Genomic DNA, 17,253 nt, shown 5'->3' on the forward strand with positions numbered 1-17,253 from the left:
AGGAAATGGCAAAAGCAATGAGCGGACAAATCCCTGTGAAACCCTCGCCTGACGGGCTGGCGGCATCGCTCAACGAGGCCAAAACGACTGGTTTACCGCCTGTTGAGCAATGGAATCCCCCGTTTTGCGGCGATCTGGACATCAAGATCGCAAAAGATGGTCGCTGGTCTTATTTAGGGTCGCCGATCACCCGGTTCGAGTTGGTAAAGCTATTTTCCTCAATTCTTAAGAAAGAAGACGGGAAATACTTTCTGGTCACCCCGGTTGAGAAAGTGGGAATCACCGTCGAAGACGCGCCTTTTGTGGCCGTCGACTTTGATCAGGCAGGAACCGGAGACAGGCAGATGCTGACATTCACCACGCAAGTGGGCGATACAGCACTCGCGGGGGCGGACCACCCGTTGCGAATTGTCATCGATCCGGAAACAGAAGAGCCGTCGACCTACATTCTGGTTCGCGCAGACCTTGAGGCACGCCTGGATCGCAAGACATCTTACCGACTTGTGGAGGCTGGGACGCATCATGACGGATGGTTCGGTGTCTGGTCGGGTGGCGTATTTTTTCGCCTGATTGCTTCGGACCAGATGCAGGGCGACTAGGCCACTTTCCGCGCCGGGCGCTCCTGCGCCAGAACAACGGCAAATGCCACGATGCCTGCGCCCAGGGCGCGAGTCCAGTTCCAGTCTTCACCCAACACAACCATGATGACCATCACGTAGAATGGCGCGATGTTGATGTGAAATGAGGTCAGCGCCACACCCAACCGACCCACGGATGAAATGAACAGAATCTGACTGAAACCCATGGCAACCAACGCATAAATCGCCAGCATACCGGCCTGCTGTGCATCGAAGGCCGTCGCGGGCATGACCTCGATACCCAGCTGCGCCGATGAAAAGACCAGCACCGCAGCCATCACCAGTCCTCCGGTGAAGGTAATCGTGGTCCGTCCGATCACGCTGAGTTCAGGGAAATCGCGGGCCGTCGCCATGCTGGCCCAGCAAAACAGCGCTGTCGAGGCGACCACGCACAGCGCACCCAGCCCCAACTGGGCCGGCGCCAGCGCACTGGTGGCGATCACGCCTCCGACAATCGACACAAGAACGCCCAGCGCAAAGTTCCAACGCAAGCGCCGCGTGCCTGCAGCAAGTTCCAGCAACGTCGCCACCAGCGGTGCGCAGGATGCGATAATCGCCACGGTCACCGGATCGGTCAGCTTTTGGGCCACAATCAGCAGAAGCATGCCCAGACCCATGCCAATCCCGCCCACTTTCAGCGCGTGCCCCCAACGCGCGGACAGAACGCGGCGCGGGCCATCGATCAAAAACCAGATTGGGACCATGACAACCACAAACAGCGCCAACCGCGCCAGCAGCAATGCCACCGGAGGCCAGGTTTGCAACAGGATCTCTGCCGCCGGAAAACCCGCTGCCCAGGTCAGCATCGAGGCAACCGCCAGCCCGTTGCCGGTCAAGGCGGAACTGCGTCCACCAGACAAACCGATTGTGGTCCCGCGAACGGGGTCAGGGCTCATCGCCATCGAAGTCAGACCTTCTGCTGAAACGGCGCACAAAAATTGATTCGCCGCATTTCCAGCACCGTCGCCGATCGCGGTCGGCCGATCTGGTCGATTTTCGACAATCTGTCGTTTTCTGTCTCTTTTGCACAAAACGGCCTGCGGCTAAGCTCGGGCCACGGATCAAGAAAGCCCCGCATGCCCAGATTTGCCGCAAATATCTCGCTGCTTTTTGCCGAGCTACCTTACCTCGACCGGTTCGCCGCCGCCGCGCAGGCAGGCTTTGACGCGGTCGAGATTCTGTTCCCCTATGACCTTGCCGCGAAGGAGACCCGCCGCGCCCTGTTGGCCAACGGGTTGGAACTGGTTCTGATCAACGCACCGCCCCCCAATTATACCGGCGGAGAGCCCGGGTTTGCCGCGGTGCCGGGCGGCGAGGCGCGGTTTCAGACCGATATCCGCCGCGTCCTGCGATACGCGCAGGTCCTGCGGCCCGGTCTGATCCACGTCATGTCGGGCAAGGCGTCGGGACCTGACGCTTTCGACTGCTTTGTGCGAAACCTGCAATGGGCCGCTGATCACGCTCCTGCCCAGCGTTTTACGATCGAACCGCTCAACCCGGTGTCACAGCCCGATTACTTTCTGAACGATTACGAACTGGCGGCGGAAGTTCTGGACCGGGTCGATCGGCCCAATGTCGGGCTGCAATATGACAGTTTCCACGCCGAAATGATCCACGGCGACGCGCAGCGGATATGGGATCAATATCGTTCGAAGGTCGTGCATGCGCAGATCGGATCAGCGCCCGACAGGTCGGAACCCGGTCGTGGGCGAACCGATTTTGCCCAACTGTTTCAGGCCATGGATGATAGCGGCTATTCCGGTTGGGTCAGCGCCGAATACACACCTTCGACCGCGCAAACCATCGCCTCGCTGGACTGGTACGCAGCTCGGTAACAGTATCCTTACTGGAAAAACGCGCCAATTTCCCGCACATGGGGGCAATCAGATCGCAAGGATTCCAAGGATGATACCCAACCGCTATGCCCAAGCCCTGTTCGGCCTGATCATGTCCGGCTTTATGTCCTGCATCGTCACCGGGATCGCGACGCTGAAAGCGGTTGGATTGGGCCCGTCGACGCTGGCGGACTGGATGGCGTCCTGGGTGTTTTGCTGGCCGATCGCCTTTGTGGTCCTGCTGACCTGCGGCCCGGCGGTGAAACGGCTGGTCGGGCGTCTGGTCAGGCCGCAGGACTGACCCGCTGCGAAGAGGGCCCGGCGGGCCTGATGAGCAGCGCCGCTAGTGCGCCTCGGCCCAGTTGGCGCCCTGCCCCGCATCCACGCTCAGCTTCACATCCAGCTTTACGGCCGGGTCGGACGCACCTTCCATCACGTCCCGCGCCACTCCTATCACTTGATCCACCGCGTCCTCGGCGACTTCGAACAGCAATTCGTCATGAACCTGCAACAGCATCTTTGCGGGCAACCCCTCGATGGCATCTGGCATCCGCACCATCGCGCGCCGGATCACATCCGCCGCCGTTCCTTGAATCGGAGCGTTGATCGCAGCCCGGCGCGAAAAGCCTGCATGCGGCCCCTTGGCATTGATCTCGGGCGTATGGATTTTGCGTCCGAACAGCGTCTGCACATAGCCATGCTCTATGGCAAAGGCGACGGTGTCATCCATGTATCGGCGAATGCCCGGAAAACGCTCGAAATAGCGGTCGATGAACCCCTGCGCTTCGGCCCGTGGAATGCGCAGGTTGCGCGCCAGACCAAAGCCTGAGATGCCGTAGATCACACCAAAGTTGATCGCCTTGGCCTGACGGCGGATATCAGGCGTCATCTCGTCCAGCGGCACGTCAAACATTTCGGATGCGGTCATGGCATGAATGTCCAGACCATCGGAGAACGCCTGTTTCAGAGCCGAAATATCCGCGATATGCGCCAGAATGCGCAGCTCAATCTGGCTGTAATCGAGACTGACAAGTACATTGCCCGGTTCGGCGATGAACGCCTCGCGAATGCGGCGGCCTTCCTCGGTTCGCACCGGGATGTTCTGCAGATTCGGATCGGTCGAGGCCAAGCGCCCGGTGTTCGCCCCGGTGATCGCGTAAGACGTATGCACCCGGCCCGTGTCCGGGTTGATATGCGTCTGCAGCGCGTCCGTGTAGGTCGATTTCAATTTCGACAACTGCCGCCAGTCCAACACCCGGCGGGGCAGTTCGTGTTCGGTTGCAAGGTCTTCCAGAATATCCGCGCCAGTCGAGTATTTCCCGGTCTTGCCCTTCTTGCCGCCTTCAAGCCCCATCTTGTCGAACAAAATCTCGCCCAGCTGCGCGGGCGATCCTACATTGAAATTCTCACCCGCCAGTTCGTGGATTTCAGTCTCTAACCCGGCCATTTTCTGCGCGAACGCGTTCGACATCCGGCTGAGGACATCACGGTCGACCTTGATGCCGTGCATCTCCATTTCTTTGAGAACGGGCACCAACGGACGTTCAAGCGTTTCATAAACCGTTGTCACCTGAACCTGATGCAGTTGCGGCTTGAACAGTTGCCACAGGCGCAGCGTGATATCCGCGTCCTCGGCCGCATAAGCGGTCGCCTCGTCAATCGGAACCTTGTCGAAGGTGATCGCCGACTTACCCGAACCCAGCAACGGTTTGATCGGGATCGGCGTGTGACTCAGATACCGCTCGGAGAGGGCATCCATGCCATGTCCGTGCTCGCCGCCATGCATCGCATAAGACATCAGCATCGTGTCATCGATGGGCGCGACATCTACTCCGTAGCGGGCAAATATCTTGGCATCGTATTTCATGTTCTGCCCGATCTTGAGGATCGACGGATCCTCAAACATCGGTCTTAACAGGTCCAGAGCCTGTTCCAGTGGCATCTGCCCCTCGGCCAGCGCGTCGGTTCCGAACAGATCATCCGTTGCGCTTTCACGATGAATCAACGGGATGTAACACGCCTCGCCCGGCTCAACGCACAGTGATATGCCAACCAGATCGGCGATCATCTCGTTCAGTCCGGTGGTTTCGGTATCCACGGCGATCCAACCACGCTCATACGCCTGATCGATCCATTTTTGCAGCGCGTCCGCATCCCGAACGCATTCATATTTCGAAGCATCAAATGGAATGACCTCGGATTCGGGCTCTGCCTGAGCAGCGGGCGCTTCGGGGATGACAGGCGAGTCAACGCCCAGCTTGTCGGCAATGCGCTTGGTGAGTGTTCGGAATTCCATCTCGGCCAGAAAGCCCATCAACGTGTCCGGCTCAGGGTCTTTCACCTCAAGATCGTCCAGCGTGAAATCCAGCGGTGTATTTTCGTCCAGCTGCACCAGCTTTTTCGACAGTTCGATCTGGTCGCGCTTTTCGATCAGCGTCTGGCGGCGCTTGGGCTGCTTGATCTCTTCGGCACGGTCCAGCAACGTTTCCAGATCGCCGTATTCGTTGATCAGAAGGGCCGCGGTCTTGACCCCAATCCCCGGCGCGCCTGGCACGTTATCGACACTGTCCCCGGCCAGCGCCTGCACATCGACCACACGTTCCGGGCCCACTCCGAATTTATCGAACACACCATCGCGGTCGATGCGCTTGTTCTTCATCGCATCCAGCATCTCGACCCCGTCGCCGACCAACTGCATTAGGTCCTTGTCAGAGCTGACGATGGTCACACGCCCGCCCGCTTCGCGCGCCTGCACGGCCAGCGTGGCGATGATGTCGTCGGCTTCATACCCTTCAAGCTCTTTGCAGGCGATATTGAACGCTTTCGTTGCCTCGCGGGTCAGCGGCATCTGCGGACGCAAATCCTCTGGCATCGCCTCACGATTGGCCTTGTAGAGATCATAGAGGTCGTTGCGGAACGTGTGCGAGCCCTTGTCGAAGATCACCGCTACATGGGTCGGCGCGTCTGGCCCTTCGTTCCCTTCGACGTATTTTTGCAGCATGTTGCAAAAGCCCGACACCGCCCCGATCGGCAGCCCGTCGGATTTTCGCGTCAGAGGTGGCAGCGCGTGATAGGCCCGAAAGATAAAGGCCGATCCATCGATCAGATGCAGATGACACCCTTTTCCGAAACTGCTCATGCGCGTTCTCCCTGTCGGTCAGGGATGGTTCTGCCACAGGGTCGGACGGGTGGCCAGTCAAGAACGTGGACTAGCCGCCAAAGAGGCCCGAGAAAGTCTCGGTGAAGAAACCCGAAAAGCTGTTCAGCAGGGCCATGATGACCAATACGCCCAGCAACGCAAAAAACGCCATGGCAAAGAACTGGAACAAGATCGCCCCGACCCCGATCACGATGCCGGCGATGGCGGGTCGCATCCTTTCGTGCCGCAGCAGACCGATCGCGGACAGTATGATCGCCACACCGGCCAGCATGGCCACGCCGATGCGCAGGTAGTCGTCAAGATCACGCACGGGTGCAACCAGGTCAGGTTGTTCAAGCCCAGCGGCGGCGCGCAAAGTGGACTTGCCGATCTCGGCAGCAAGCTCTCCCAATGACACGCCCGCAGATTGCTGTGGCGCAAAGGGTCCGGCCCAGAACACGAACAACGCCGCCATCAGCGAAGCCGCTGCGACCACGAACCCAAACCAGCCGAAGACGGGGTTGTTACTGTTATTGGTTGTTGCGTCGGTCATCGTGCACACTCATTCGGTTTCAGCCGGGGCCTAGCACCAAATCGCGGCAAGACTGAGGCAGGTCTACCCTGTTGCGGGCTGGTAGAGCCACCGCGACAGTGTGACCGAAAACGGCAAAGGAACCCAAAGCCCGAACCGGATATCGGCTTCGCGCAGAACCTTCCCGATCCAGACATTGCAGGTGCGAAACAGATCGAAACGTCCATTGGCGGCAAAAAACCGATCGGTTGCGGAAAACCCTGCGACCGGCAACGGCAGCAGATCCCCCTGATCCGACCGGGCGAAACTGGCATCGACCACCTCCAGAAACCGGGTGAATTGCGCCTCGGTCATTGCGATGCGCGGCAAGTCGAGGTCAGGCCGCAGAGGGCCGAACGCGTCAACTCGCAGAACCGATTGATCTCCGGTCAATCCCTTCAGAACCGCCGCGATGGTCACGTCGGCATAGGTGCCGGCAGTCGTGTAGAATTCGCGCGCACCCCACCCGACCATCACCCATTGCGTCCGGGGCTGGTCGACCGGCACCCCAGCGCGCCGTAGATCGTCAAAACGGTTTCGCGAGGCAGGGGTCAGCGGAATGAGAAAATCATAGTGGATGGGGCCACGAACGAGCAAAACCTCAACCCGATCGGTTCCGGTTGCTCTGGACCCGTTGCCGGGGATGACCGCACCAAGCACTGCGGCCAAAACGTAAGCACCTATTGGGGCAAACGCGCACAGGGCAATGCGCAGCCCCGCTTTGCGCATTTAACCGGCCTCGCGCCCTTTCAACACGTATTTGCAGTCGCAATACGGGCACTCGACCCAGCCGGTATCTTCGGGGATCTGCAGCCAGACGCGGGGATGACCCAATGCGCCTTCACCGCCATCACAGGCAACACGGGCGGTTTCGACGACTTTGGTTTCCGGCGCTTCGATGGTCACGGCTGGCGATCCTTCTGCGGTTGTCGGCCTCGCGGGCATGTATTAGGTGCGTTTATGAGCGATGCGCAAACAAGGGGCAAGTCTCGGATGAGCGATGCGGCAATCTGGATCGAAGGGCTGCGCAAGACCTATCGCGGCAGCAAGGGCCAGCCCGAGAAGCAGGCGCTGAAGGGTATCGACCTGACGATTCCGCGCGGCTCGGTCTTTGGGTTGCTGGGGCCGAACGGGGCCGGGAAATCGACTCTGATCAACATTCTGGCCGGTCTGGTGGTAAAGTCTTCTGGTCACGTGTCAATCTGGGGCTTCGATCAGGATCAGCACCCGCGCCGGTCTCGCGCTGCCATTGGCGTGATGCCACAAGAGCTGAATCTGGACCCGTTCTTTACCCCGCGCGGCGCGCTGGAGGTGCAGGCGGGCCTTTACGGGGTGCCCAAGGCACAGCGCCGCAGCGACGATATCCTCGAACTGGTTGGTCTAACCGACAAGGCCGAGGCATACGCGCGCACCTTGTCGGGCGGCATGCGGCGGCGCTTGCTGTTGGCCAAGGCGCTGGTGCATCACCCCAAGATTCTGGTGCTGGACGAACCCACGGCAGGTGTGGATATCGAATTGCGGCAGATGCTCTGGGCCAATGTGCGCAAGCTGAACCAACAGGGCATGACCATCATCCTGACCACGCACTATTTGGAAGAAGCACAAGAGATGTGCGACGAAATCGCCATCATCAACCATGGCGAAAAGATCGCGCAAGACAGTACCGCCAACCTGTTGGGCCGCATGGACAGCCGCACCATGGTGATCGTTCCGGACAGTCCGGTCACAGAGATGCCTACAGCGCAGGGCGTCGAGGCAGATCTGCGCGACGACGGCAATCTTGTTCTGCACTATCATGGCGCCCAAACCAGCGCCGAGCAGGTCCTGGAATCGGTGCGCGCCGCCGGCATTCGCATCCGCGATGTACGGACCGAAGAGGCCGACCTTGAAGATGTGTTCCTGGCGCTGACGTCGCAACGCGCAGATGACCCACTGGTAGTCGATCACGATCAACCGCGCCGGGGCATACATCGGGTCAAGCTTTAGGCCCGGTCGATCCGCGCCTGATAGCAATTGTTGCGCGCCGACCGGACATGGATATAGGCGATATCCGGGCGGGCAAAGATCTCGGCGACCCGTGAGGCAATCGCGTCCGCCGGCGTGATTGCCCCGGTGCCATAAACAATCCGGTCATCCGTGCCATAGCCCTTGATCAGATAGTCCGGCGAGGTGGTCAAAACCTCAGGCAATTCCGCGCCGTCATACTTTTCACATGGTTTGGCGCACAGAAAGATCGGGCCGGTTTCAGCATAAGGATGTGTCTCTAAGAAAGGGCGATGCGCCAAAATAAGCATCTCTTCCCCGTCGGGTATGTTCTGCAAGCAATGGCGGCAGGGGTTGCCGGCACCGGTTGAAACGGCGCGTTCCGGACTGGCACCGTATGCATCCGGGCCACCGGCCTGAAGGGCGCGAACTTCGGCTGTGGGCAATGCTGTTATCTTGAACATATCGGGTCTCCTTTTCCTCGACTCTGCCCGTACAAATTTCTTTAGGCGACCCGTATCCTGCGCAATAAGATCAGAGCAACGCTGAACCTGGAAAAAGAAGGCTCGGCACGATGACGCGCGACAAATCCCCGCCTATCACCGAAAGGCTCAACCGGGTATTGGCCTTGAACACAGCCAACCACCGAGGCCTCGATGACAAGACCCGCTCTGCCCCCTCGCTTTCCCGCCACGCCAGCGCAGATCAACGCACAGGTTCGCGCCTTTTACGCGCGTGTGCGGCAGGACGCGGTGCTGGGTCCGGTATTCTCGAAGCACGTTGCCGACTGGCCCACGCATGAGGAGAAGATTGTCGCCTTTTGGCGCAATGCCATTCTGTTCGAGCGCAGCTATGACGGCAATCCGCAACGGGTCCATATCGAACGGCCCGACGTCCGGCCCGAGTTCTTTGCCCACTGGCTTGATCTGTTCGAAGAGGTGGCCACACGAACGTTGCCGCCCGAGACTGCTGTTCCCTGGGTCGCGCTGGCCCGGCGCATCGGCGTCGGCATGAAGGCGGGTGTGCAATCCGCGCGTCAGCCCAAGGACGCGCCACCGATCCTGCGATGATCCTGGATCATGGCGGGTTTGACATGTTAGCGGTAAAATAGGGGCTATTCGCGCCCTCAAAATGGGTTTACTCAAAGGCACGTCAGCCGAACGCAACCCGCGCTGCCATGGCAAAGCGCCATCACACCGATACATGTTCCGGGGCCACAGCGATGAGCACTCAAAACACCACCCTTCGGGGACTTGGCTTTGCGTTTCTGGGCTTTGCCGTGTTCGCAACCCATGACGTCCTGATCAAAGTGCTGGGCGGAACCTACTCGGTGTTGCAGATCATCTTTTTTGCGACACTGTTTTCCTTTGTGCCCATGGCGGTCACGATCCTGACCGATCGCAAGACCGGTAACTTCCTGCCGCACCATCCCTGGCTGGTCCTGCTGCGATCCGGCCTGATGATCGCGGCGATGTCCTGCGCGTTCTATGCATTCTCGGTCTTGCCGCTTGCCGAGGTTTATTCGCTGCTGTTCTCGTTCCCGTTGATCGTCACCGTTCTGTCGATCCCGATACTGGGAGAGGTCGTCCGCGCCCAACGCTGGGCTGCTGTCGGCGTTGGCCTGATTGGCGTGCTGATCGTTCTGCGGCCCGGCGCGACCGACATCACGCTGGGCCATATTGCGGCTCTGACAGCCGCGTTTTGCAGCGCGTTTGCTTCGGTGCTGGTGCGCAAGATCGGGAACGAGGAACGTTCGGCCGTGCTAATCCTCTACCCGATGCTGCTGGCCATCCTGGTCATGAGCGTGGCGCAACCCGCCGTGTATCAGCCGCCTTCGCTGCTGCATCTGGGCATGATGGCGCTGGTCGGGGTGTTTTCGGTGATCGCGCAACACCTGATCATCATGGCCTACCGCGCCGCGCCCGCCGGTGTCATCGCGCCCAGCCAGTATAGCCAGATCATCTGGGCCACTTTGTTCGGCATGGTGTTCTTTGGCGAACACCCCGACGCCTGGGTCGCGGTCGGGGCCAGTGTGATCATTGCTTCGGGCGTCTTTGTGGTCTGGCGCGAAAGCCGGTCGAACACCACCTCGGCCAATACGCCGGTTCTGCGGGTACGATCGCCCCGAACAGATACCGGGGCGTCGCGGCCGGGGGAGTAGTACCAAAGAAAAACGGCGCACAGTTTGCGCGCCGCTAGTGATTTTCGTCTGTATCGGGTCTTAGTAGACAACCACAGACCGAATGCTCTCGCCCCGGTGCATCAGGTCGAAGCCTTCGTTGATATCGTCCAGGCCCATGGTATGGGTGATCATCGGATCGATCTCGATCTTGCCCTCCATGTACCAGTCAACGATTTTGGGCACATCCGTGCGGCCGCGCGCGCCGCCGAATGCAGTGCCGCGCCAGGATCGGCCGGTGACCAGTTGGAACGGGCGGGTCGAGATTTCGGCCCCCGCAGGTGCCACGCCGATGATGATCGATTCACCCCAGCCCTTATGCGCCGATTCAAGCGCGTCGCGCATAACGCCGACATTGCCGGTGGCATCAAAGGTATAATCCGCGCCGCCCTTGGTCAGGTCGACCAGATAGGGAACCAGATCGCCTTCAACCTCAGTGGGGTTCACGAAATCGGTCATGCCAAAAGCTGTCGCCATGTTGACCTTGGATGGGTTCAAATCAACACCAACGATCTGGTCTGCTCCGGCCAAGCGCAGCCCTTGAATCACGTTCAGACCGATGCCGCCCAAACCAAACACGATGGCACGGCTGCCGATCTCGACTTTGGCGGTGTTGATCACTGCGCCGATGCCGGTGGTGACGCCGCAGCCGATATAGCAGATCTTGTCGAAGGGCGCGTCCTCGCGGACCTTGGCCAGCGCAATCTCGGGCAGGACCGTGTGGTTCGAAAACGTCGAACAGCCCATGTAGTGCAGGATCGGGTCGCCATCCAGAGTCGAGAACCGAGACGTTCCGTCGGGCATCAGCCCCTGCCCCTGCGTGGTCCGGATCGCCTGACACAGGTTGGTCTTGGGGTGCAGGCAGTATTCACACTCGCGACATTCCGGGGTGTAAAGCGGGATAACGTGATCGCCCGGCTTCACGCTGGTCACACCAGGGCCGACCTCGACCACAACGCCAGCACCTTCATGGCCCAGAATTGCTGGAAACAGGCCCTCAGGGTCGGCACCCGAAAGGGTGAATTCGTCGGTATGGCAGATGCCGGTGGCCTTGATCTCGACCAGAACCTCGCCCGCCTTGGGGCCTTCGAGGTTCACTTCCATCACTTCCAAAGGTTTGCCCGCCTGAACGGCGACGGCGGCACGGGTACGCATGGCTCACATCTCCCTGTCACTTTTCCCCGACCCTGCGTCAAATACAGGGTGTTTTCAACTGTGCTTTCATGGCAGGCTTGCTAAATAATTGATATTGCAGAAACGACATTGTCAGAATGAGGAACGCCAATGCACCGATTTATCCCGATTCTGGTCCTTTTGGCGGCCTGTGCAGACACCAGCATTCCTTTGGACGAAGCCTCTGCGCCTGAGAATGCGGCAGTCGATCTGGCCTTTTGCAAAGGCGAGCCGTTTGCCGGGTCGGTGGGCCAACCGGTCTCGACCATTCAGGCTGATCTGCCCGAGCGGTCCCGGGTGCTGGGTCCCGATGACATTGCCACGCAAGACTACCGGATTGATCGGCTGAACGTTTATGTGAACGGTGCCGGGATCATTCAACGCTTGACCTGCGGATAGGCACGCCGGCAGCCGTTCGGGGACATTTCAACTGACTAGAGTCTACTTTCCGCGATAGACCAATATGTCGGGCAGATAGTTGATCAAACGCAGCAGCCAGGAAAACGGGGCCGGGAAATCGGTTCGAAAACGGCGACGGGACATCGCCCTGACCACATGCTTTGCCGCGTCCTCCGGTGACATAAGCATGGGCATCCTGAAATTGTTCTTTTCGGTCAGACGGGTCTTGATAAAGCCCGGATTGACGATGCGAACCGTCACGCCCGTACCCGCCAGATCATGCCGCATGGTTTCCGCCAGAGAAATCAGTGCTGCCTTGCTGGCCCCGTACCCGATGGCCGCGGGCAACCCGTGATAGCCCGCCAGCGATCCGATCAGCGTGATGTCCCCACTCCCGGCCTTTACAAATCCCGGGACTGTTTCGCCCAGAACCCGTAGGGCGCCGGTATAGTTGACGTCGCTCATGGCAAGGGCGGCTTCGGTCGCCCATTCGCTCGCGCGCATGGGTTCATAGGTGCCTGCGTTGTAGACAAGGCCGTCGATCCGACCCACGTCAGCCACCGCCGCGCGGACCGAGTCCAGATCGGTCACATCGCAGCGCACCGCGCGCGCATTCGGCAAGGTCGCGCAGATCTCGGCCAGTCGCGCGCTGTTTCGCGCCGACAGGATCAGATGCGCGCCCTGATGGCCAAGGGCCTCGGCCAACGCGCGGCCCAGACCTTCGCTGGCGCCGATGATCCAATAGGTTTTGCCGTCAAAGCTGCTCATAGATGGCCGGTCCAGTCCTTATTCATAGCTTTTTACGACGTCGAACCCGCATCGGATCACCCGATGCCAACACGGCTCGCGTCCGTTGACCCGACGTCACAACATAGTGCATTCGAAAAAAATATCTAACACGATTGATCCAACTCGGCCCTCTCAGCGTATCCTGTTGTAAAATGTCACATAACGAGGCTTGAATGTTCGACGAAACCCAGGGCGTACGTAAGAAAATCGCAGTAGTTGGTGCAGGTATCTCAGGTCTGTCGGCGGCGTATTATCTATCCGAAAATCACGATATCACTGTCTATGAGGCCGAACCCCGTCTCGGCGGTCACGCGCGCACCGTGATGGCGGGCAGGAATGGAGACCAGCCGGTCGATACCGGGTTTATCGTTTTCAATTATGCAACCTACCCGTATCTGACCAAGCTGTTCGACGCGTTGGACGTTCCGGTCACCAAAAGCGAAATGAGCTTTGGCGCGACGATCGACAATGGCCGCATAGAATATGGTCTGAACAATCTGCGAACGCTGACGGCGCAGAAACGCAACCTTGCGCGCCCCGCTTACTACAAGATGATCGCCGACATTTTGCGGTTCGGCAAAGAGGCCCCGGATGTCGCCAAGGATGACGACACCACGATCGGAGAGTTGGTCGATCAGCTGCGACTGGGCCACTGGTTCCGTCACAACTATCTGATGCCGATGTGCGGTGCGATCTGGTCAACGCCGGTCGAGTTCGTGGACCAGTTCCCTGCCCGATCGCTGGTGCAATTCTTCCGCAACCATGCCCTTTTGGCCAGCGGTCGTGCGAACCAGCATCAGTGGTACACGGTCAAAGGCGGCAGCATCGAGTATGTCCGCCGGATCGAGGCCGCCTTGAAGAGCCGTGGATGCGACATCCGGTTGGCTGCGCCCGTTGATACGGTGCAGCGGCACGATCTGGGGGTCACCGTTTGCAGTCAGGGTCGCGCCGATCTGTATGACGAAATCATTCTGGCGACGCATTCCGATCAGTCGCTGGCAATTCTCGGCAACAACGCAACGGTGGCCGAGCGCGACGCGCTGGGCGCGATCCGCTACCAGCCCAACACCGCCATCCTGCATTGCGACCCAAACCAGATGCCGCGTCGGCGGGCTTGCTGGTCCAGCTGGACCTATCGATCGCAAAAGGGCAATGTTGGGGTCACATATTGGATGAATCGCCTTCAGAATATCCCCGACAGTGACCCTCTGTTCGTGACCTTGAACGCGTCATCCGACATTGCCGCCGACAAAATCTATGATCAGGTCGAATTCGCCCACCCGGTCTTTGATCAGGCCGCGCTGAAGGCGCAGGGACAGATTCGCGCGATGCAGGGCCAGAACCGAACCTGGTTTGCCGGGGCCTACAACCGGCACGGTTTTCACGAAGACGGGATCGCCAGCGCGATGCATGTCGTCGGTCTGCTGAACGGCACCTCGCACAGTACCGGAGTTGACAATGGCACTCTTGGCAAAGACCGCGCCATCGCTGTTCCGGCCGAGTAGGCGCAGCTGGCACGTCGTCCTTTTCCTACTGGTTTTGCTGGCCCCTGGTGGGCTTGCGGCCAACCCGCTCTCGGACGAATTGAACGATGCGCAGCTACGCGGCAGCGCAACCTTTCGGTATCTGGGCCTGCCAATCTATGACGCGAAGCTCTATACGCCCGGCGGTGCGCCATTCAGCTGGTCCGAGGATTTCGGGATTCAGCTGACCTATCGCAAAAACCTGAAGCAAAAGGCGCTGGTTGAATCAACGCTTGATGAAATAGCGCGGCAGGGAAATTCCGCACCAACACAAGCCCAGCTTGAGCAGTGTTTTCAGGCGGTCAGCAAGGGCGACAGCTATCTGGCCATATCGGAGGGGCCAAACAAGGTCGGGTTCTGGCGTAACGGGCGCAAAACCTGCACCCTTTCCAACCCCGGTATCAAACAGGCGTTCATGTCCATTTTTCTGGGCAGCAACACCCGATCCGCATCTTTTACGCAAAAGCTGAAAGGTCAGTGATGCTGTATCCCCGGGTCAGTCTCTATGCACTGATGCTCGCGGCGGCGGGGATACCGCTTTACATTCACCTGCCGCGTTTTGCGGCCGTGAATCTGGGTATCAGCCTCGGCGTCATCGGTACCGTGCTGCTGGTGATCCGGCTTGTCGATCTGGTGCAAGACCCGCTGATCGGGTGGGCGATCGATCGCTGGCCGCGGGGGCAGGTGTTTTTTGCCACGTTGGCTGCGCTGGGGCTGGCGGTCGGGTTTCCGCTGCTGTTCGCATTGCCTCAGGGTGCAAGCATCTTGTCTCTGGTGGCGATCCTGATCCTGCTGTTTTCTGCCTACAGCCTTGGAACCATCCTGCTTTATGGCCGCAGCGCAACTTTGGCCAAACGGCCCGAGCCAAATGAGTTGATGACGCTGGCCGCCTATCGCGAAGGCGGACAACTGACCGGCGTTGTCCTTGCCGCCAGCGCCCCGGCGCTGCTGGTTGCACTCGGGGCGCGTGCGCAGGGCTATCCTGCATTTGGCATCTGTCTGAGCGTTTTGGCCATTCTGACCATCGTTCTGACTGTCCCGATCTGGCGACGCACACCGATCACTGGCGAGGGCCTGTCCTTTGCTGGCCTTGGGCAGGCCGGAGCGCTGCGCCTTTTAGCCCTGGCACTGGTAAACAGCCTGCCGGTCGCGATCACCTCAACCCTGTTTCTGTTCTTTGTTGAAGATCGGCTTCAATTGCCGGGCAAGGCCGGCCCGCTGCTGATCCTGTTCTTCCTCAGCGCCGGGGCCAGCGTGCCGTTCTGGGCGCGGCTAAGCAACCGAATTGGGCCGAAACAGACTCTGATCATCGCCATGCCGCTGTCCATTGCGGGGTTCATCGGTGCCGCCATGTTGCCCGCCGGAGAGCTTTTGGGCTTCGCCCTGATCTGCCTCGCCTCCGGTGCGGCTCTGGGGGCCGATATGGTGGTGCTACCCGCCATGTTCTCGGTTGTCCTGACCCGCGCGGGACTCAACGCATCAGCCGCATTTGGGATTTGGTCCTTTGCTGGCAAGTTGGGCCTTGCGCTCGCTGCCTTTTTCACTCTGCCGCTGCTGGAACGCAGCGGTTTCACACCCGGTCAGTCCAATTCGGCACAGGCGCTCGAGACGCTCAACCTCGCCTATGCCGTCCTGCCCTGCATCCTGAAACTGGGCGCGCTTGGCATGGTCCTGACCCTACCGACCGAGGTAACCACGAAATGAGCCTTCTTGCTATCTTCCTTCTTGCCCTTCTGGCGCTTGGATTTGCCCGGGGTCGTTACCTGAGCTTTCGTGCGCAGGCGCCGACTGACTATTCCGGCACCGGGCCTGCCTTTTCTCTCAAGAAACATCTGAACGGAGAGATCCTGTCCGAAGGGCTGATCTATGGCCCCAATGGCAAGATGTCGAACAGCTTCGTCGCCCGGATGGTCGGCGAGTGGGACGGGAACAAGGGCACACTGGCGGAGTATTTCACTTATTCGAATGGCAAGCAGATGACCCGAAAGTGGTATCTGACGCTGGGTACCGGCAACACGTTTACGGCCACGGCAGATGACATCGTCGGCGAGGGCAAGGGCGTGATGTCCGGCGCAACCGTCAAGCTGACCTATCGAATCATCCTTCCCGATGATGCCGGGGGCCATACGCTGAACGTGACAGACTGGATGTACCTGACCGAAAACGGCGCGATCATGAACCGGTCCGAGATGCGCAAGTTCGGCATCAAAGTCGCCGAACTTGTTGCCACGATGCGTCCAGCGCCCGCGATCAAACCGATGCATCTGAACGGTGCCAACGGCCACGACGCCGACGCCGAGCCAAGGGCGCTGCAATGACGATCCGGCGTGTCCTGATCAGCCTTGTCGTTGTCGCGGGTCTGGCGGCTTTGGCCGCCTGTTCTGCAAAACCGCGTGTCCCCAAGATATTCCTGTCGGACCGGCAATTGAATCTTGAAGAGTTCTTTGAGGGTAAGACTGTCGCCTATGGCCAGTTTCAGGATGTTCTGGGCAACGTTCCTCGCCGGTTTAGAGTCGATATTGACGGCGCCTGGGACGGCCAGACCCTGACGTTGGTCGAAGATTTTGTCTATGATGACGGCGCAACCGAACAGCGTGTCTGGACCCTGACCAAAACCGGCGAAGACAGCTGGACCGGCACCGCTCCGGGCGTTTTGGGAACCGCAACCGGGATCGAACGCGGTGATACGTTCAACTGGAAATACAAGATCGACCTGCCCGTCAAAGATGGCACCATGCGCGTCAATTTCGATGACTGGATGTGGCTGTTGTCCGATGACCGATTGCTGAACCGGGCCTATGTCTCGCGCTTTGGGATTCGGCTGGGCGAAGTCATTTTGTACTTCGAAAAGAAGTAGCCCCTGATCCGACCGGTTCCGGCCACGCCCAGATTGCGTATTGACGCATTTGAGATTCTCGGGCACTCAATTCGTCGATGGTTCTTTCGGTTTTGTCCGAGGGATGAAAAGGGAATACGGTGCGACCTCGAGTGTCAAATCCGTGACTGCCCCCGCAACTGTAAGCG

The 17,253-nt window shown here is 59.5% G+C and carries 20 protein-coding genes and 1 riboswitch; of the genes, 12 read left to right on the plus strand and 8 right to left on the minus strand.

Translation table 11 applies throughout. The annotated features are described in order from the left end of the window. Positions 1-17: 17 nt before the first annotated feature. Positions 18-599, plus strand: coding sequence for a DUF1285 domain-containing protein (locus tag ACR0JA_RS18285; RefSeq protein ID WP_480578213.1), 582 nt, complete (start codon positions 18-20; stop codon positions 597-599). Here ACR0JA_RS18285 and ACR0JA_RS18290 read toward each other — a convergent pair. Then, complete coding sequence (locus ACR0JA_RS18290) at positions 596-1,540, minus strand: DMT family transporter (RefSeq protein WP_480578216.1); 945 nt, start codon at positions 1,538-1,540, stop codon at positions 596-598. The genes ACR0JA_RS18285 and ACR0JA_RS18290 overlap by 4 nt on opposite strands. Positions 1,541-1,714: 174 nt before the next feature. On the opposite strand from ACR0JA_RS18290, the gene ACR0JA_RS18295 reads away from it, so the two are divergent. Both ACR0JA_RS18295 and ACR0JA_RS18300 read left to right on the plus strand, forming a co-directional pair. After that, positions 1,715-2,473, plus strand: coding sequence for a hydroxypyruvate isomerase family protein (locus tag ACR0JA_RS18295; RefSeq protein ID WP_480578219.1), 759 nt, complete (start codon positions 1,715-1,717; stop codon positions 2,471-2,473). A gap of 70 nt (positions 2,474-2,543) precedes the next feature. Continuing rightward, a complete protein-coding gene (locus ACR0JA_RS18300) occupies positions 2,544-2,774 on the plus strand; it encodes a DUF2798 domain-containing protein (protein ID WP_480578222.1) in 231 nt (76 codons plus the stop codon). A 42-nt stretch (positions 2,775-2,816) separates the two neighbouring features. On the opposite strand, the gene polA is transcribed toward ACR0JA_RS18300, so the two are convergent. From polA to ACR0JA_RS18320, 4 genes are all read right to left on the minus strand, one after another. After that, positions 2,817-5,612 (minus strand): DNA polymerase I, encoded by a 2,796-nt coding sequence (gene polA / locus ACR0JA_RS18305; RefSeq protein WP_480578225.1) that lies wholly within the window; start codon positions 5,610-5,612, stop codon positions 2,817-2,819. Between the two features lie 70 nt (positions 5,613-5,682). After that, positions 5,683-6,165 (minus strand): hypothetical protein, encoded by a 483-nt coding sequence (locus ACR0JA_RS18310; protein ID WP_480578228.1) that lies wholly within the window; start codon positions 6,163-6,165, stop codon positions 5,683-5,685. A gap of 63 nt (positions 6,166-6,228) precedes the next feature. Further along, the gene (locus tag ACR0JA_RS18315) at positions 6,229-6,912 is read right to left on the minus strand and encodes a TIGR02117 family protein (RefSeq protein WP_480578231.1); all 684 of its coding nucleotides are present in this window, start codon (positions 6,910-6,912) and stop codon (positions 6,229-6,231) included. After that, positions 6,913-7,089, minus strand: a complete 177-nt coding sequence (locus ACR0JA_RS18320; protein ID WP_480578234.1) for a zinc-finger domain-containing protein — start codon at positions 7,087-7,089, stop codon at positions 6,913-6,915. A gap of 87 nt (positions 7,090-7,176) precedes the next feature. Between ACR0JA_RS18320 and ACR0JA_RS18325 the strand changes: the two genes are divergently transcribed. Then, the gene (locus ACR0JA_RS18325; protein ID WP_480578276.1) at positions 7,177-8,169 is read left to right on the plus strand and encodes an ABC transporter ATP-binding protein; all 993 of its coding nucleotides are present in this window, start codon (positions 7,177-7,179) and stop codon (positions 8,167-8,169) included. On the opposite strand, the gene ACR0JA_RS18330 is transcribed toward ACR0JA_RS18325, so the two are convergent. Continuing rightward, on the minus strand, positions 8,166-8,630 hold the full coding sequence (locus ACR0JA_RS18330) for a DUF1203 domain-containing protein (RefSeq protein WP_480578237.1): 465 nt from the start codon (positions 8,628-8,630) through the stop codon (positions 8,166-8,168). The genes ACR0JA_RS18325 and ACR0JA_RS18330 overlap by 4 nt on opposite strands. A 192-nt stretch (positions 8,631-8,822) precedes the next feature. Between ACR0JA_RS18330 and ACR0JA_RS18335 the strand changes: the two genes are divergently transcribed. Both ACR0JA_RS18335 and ACR0JA_RS18340 read left to right on the plus strand, forming a co-directional pair. After that, positions 8,823-9,236 carry a group III truncated hemoglobin gene (locus ACR0JA_RS18335; protein WP_480578240.1) on the plus strand — a complete coding sequence of 138 codons (414 nt, stop codon included), beginning with the start codon at positions 8,823-8,825 and terminating at the stop codon, positions 9,234-9,236. 152 nt (positions 9,237-9,388) lie between these two features. Then, entirely contained in the window at positions 9,389-10,327 is a 939-nt protein-coding gene (locus ACR0JA_RS18340; RefSeq protein ID WP_480578243.1) for a DMT family transporter, read from the plus strand. 60 nt (positions 10,328-10,387) lie between these two features. Here the strand turns inward: ACR0JA_RS18340 and ACR0JA_RS18345 are convergent, their stop codons facing one another. Beyond that, positions 10,388-11,500, minus strand: coding sequence for an S-(hydroxymethyl)glutathione dehydrogenase/class III alcohol dehydrogenase (locus ACR0JA_RS18345; RefSeq protein WP_480578246.1), 1,113 nt, complete (start codon positions 11,498-11,500; stop codon positions 10,388-10,390). A gap of 129 nt (positions 11,501-11,629) precedes the next feature. Between ACR0JA_RS18345 and ACR0JA_RS18350 the strand changes: the two genes are divergently transcribed. Next, the gene (locus ACR0JA_RS18350) at positions 11,630-11,917 is read left to right on the plus strand and encodes an I78 family peptidase inhibitor (RefSeq protein WP_480578248.1); all 288 of its coding nucleotides are present in this window, start codon (positions 11,630-11,632) and stop codon (positions 11,915-11,917) included. Positions 11,918-11,959: 42 nt separating this feature from the next. Here the strand turns inward: ACR0JA_RS18350 and ACR0JA_RS18355 are convergent, their stop codons facing one another. Next, on the minus strand, positions 11,960-12,685 hold the full coding sequence (locus ACR0JA_RS18355) for an SDR family NAD(P)-dependent oxidoreductase (protein WP_480578251.1): 726 nt from the start codon (positions 12,683-12,685) through the stop codon (positions 11,960-11,962). Positions 12,686-12,879: 194 nt separating this feature from the next. On the opposite strand from ACR0JA_RS18355, the gene ACR0JA_RS18360 reads away from it, so the two are divergent. The 5 genes from ACR0JA_RS18360 to ACR0JA_RS18380 are packed head-to-tail and all read left to right on the plus strand — an operon-like array spanning position 12,880 to position 17,086. After that, positions 12,880-14,211 carry an NAD(P)/FAD-dependent oxidoreductase gene (locus ACR0JA_RS18360; protein ID WP_480578254.1) on the plus strand — a complete coding sequence of 444 codons (1,332 nt, stop codon included), beginning with the start codon at positions 12,880-12,882 and terminating at the stop codon, positions 14,209-14,211. Then, positions 14,165-14,710 carry a hypothetical protein gene (locus tag ACR0JA_RS18365; RefSeq protein WP_480578257.1) on the plus strand — a complete coding sequence of 182 codons (546 nt, stop codon included), beginning with the start codon at positions 14,165-14,167 and terminating at the stop codon, positions 14,708-14,710. Before ACR0JA_RS18360 ends, ACR0JA_RS18365 begins: the two co-directional genes overlap by 47 nt. Further along, positions 14,710-15,933: an MFS transporter gene (locus ACR0JA_RS18370; protein WP_480578261.1), complete on the plus strand. Its 1,224-nt coding sequence runs from the start codon at positions 14,710-14,712 to the stop codon at positions 15,931-15,933. The genes ACR0JA_RS18365 and ACR0JA_RS18370 overlap by 1 nt, the downstream gene beginning before the upstream one ends. Continuing rightward, positions 15,930-16,547 (plus strand): DUF3833 domain-containing protein, encoded by a 618-nt coding sequence (locus ACR0JA_RS18375; protein WP_480578264.1) that lies wholly within the window; start codon positions 15,930-15,932, stop codon positions 16,545-16,547. The genes ACR0JA_RS18370 and ACR0JA_RS18375 overlap by 4 nt, the downstream gene beginning before the upstream one ends. After that, a complete protein-coding gene (locus ACR0JA_RS18380; protein WP_480578267.1) occupies positions 16,544-17,086 on the plus strand; it encodes a DUF3833 domain-containing protein in 543 nt (180 codons plus the stop codon). The genes ACR0JA_RS18375 and ACR0JA_RS18380 overlap by 4 nt, the downstream gene beginning before the upstream one ends. Before the next feature lie 61 nt (positions 17,087-17,147). Continuing rightward, positions 17,148-17,253, plus strand: a riboswitch (cobalamin riboswitch). This riboswitch is flagged as partial in the annotation.

The organism is Ruegeria sp. AM4, from assembly GCF_056540665.1.

Excerpts from the sequence above, each read along its gene's own strand:
- ACR0JA_RS18285 (WP_480578213.1), top strand. The coding sequence starts at position 18 with ATGAGCGGACAAATCCCTGTGAAACCCTCGCCTGACGGGCTGGCGGCA.
- ACR0JA_RS18380 (WP_480578267.1), top strand. The coding sequence starts at position 16,544 with ATGACGATCCGGCGTGTCCTGATCAGCCTTGTCGTTGTCGCGGGTCTG.
- ACR0JA_RS18355 (WP_480578251.1), bottom strand. The coding sequence starts at position 12,685 with ATGAGCAGCTTTGACGGCAAAACCTATTGGATCATCGGCGCCAGCGAA.
- ACR0JA_RS18330 (WP_480578237.1), bottom strand. The coding sequence starts at position 8,630 with ATGTTCAAGATAACAGCATTGCCCACAGCCGAAGTTCGCGCCCTTCAG.
- ACR0JA_RS18315 (WP_480578231.1), bottom strand. The coding sequence starts at position 6,912 with ATGCGCAAAGCGGGGCTGCGCATTGCCCTGTGCGCGTTTGCCCCAATA.
- ACR0JA_RS18295 (WP_480578219.1), top strand. The coding sequence starts at position 1,715 with ATGCCCAGATTTGCCGCAAATATCTCGCTGCTTTTTGCCGAGCTACCT.
- ACR0JA_RS18365 (WP_480578257.1), top strand. The coding sequence starts at position 14,165 with ATGGCACTCTTGGCAAAGACCGCGCCATCGCTGTTCCGGCCGAGTAGG.
- ACR0JA_RS18325 (WP_480578276.1), top strand. The coding sequence starts at position 7,177 with ATGAGCGATGCGGCAATCTGGATCGAAGGGCTGCGCAAGACCTATCGC.
- polA (WP_480578225.1), bottom strand. The coding sequence starts at position 5,612 with ATGAGCAGTTTCGGAAAAGGGTGTCATCTGCATCTGATCGATGGATCG.
- ACR0JA_RS18300 (WP_480578222.1), top strand. The coding sequence starts at position 2,544 with ATGATACCCAACCGCTATGCCCAAGCCCTGTTCGGCCTGATCATGTCC.
- ACR0JA_RS18290 (WP_480578216.1), bottom strand. The coding sequence starts at position 1,540 with ATGGCGATGAGCCCTGACCCCGTTCGCGGGACCACAATCGGTTTGTCT.
- ACR0JA_RS18310 (WP_480578228.1), bottom strand. The coding sequence starts at position 6,165 with ATGACCGACGCAACAACCAATAACAGTAACAACCCCGTCTTCGGCTGG.
- ACR0JA_RS18350 (WP_480578248.1), top strand. The coding sequence starts at position 11,630 with ATGCACCGATTTATCCCGATTCTGGTCCTTTTGGCGGCCTGTGCAGAC.
- ACR0JA_RS18375 (WP_480578264.1), top strand. The coding sequence starts at position 15,930 with ATGAGCCTTCTTGCTATCTTCCTTCTTGCCCTTCTGGCGCTTGGATTT.
- ACR0JA_RS18335 (WP_480578240.1), top strand. The coding sequence starts at position 8,823 with ATGACAAGACCCGCTCTGCCCCCTCGCTTTCCCGCCACGCCAGCGCAG.
- ACR0JA_RS18370 (WP_480578261.1), top strand. The coding sequence starts at position 14,710 with ATGCTGTATCCCCGGGTCAGTCTCTATGCACTGATGCTCGCGGCGGCG.
- ACR0JA_RS18345 (WP_480578246.1), bottom strand. The coding sequence starts at position 11,500 with ATGCGTACCCGTGCCGCCGTCGCCGTTCAGGCGGGCAAACCTTTGGAA.
- ACR0JA_RS18360 (WP_480578254.1), top strand. The coding sequence starts at position 12,880 with ATGTTCGACGAAACCCAGGGCGTACGTAAGAAAATCGCAGTAGTTGGT.
- ACR0JA_RS18340 (WP_480578243.1), top strand. The coding sequence starts at position 9,389 with ATGAGCACTCAAAACACCACCCTTCGGGGACTTGGCTTTGCGTTTCTG.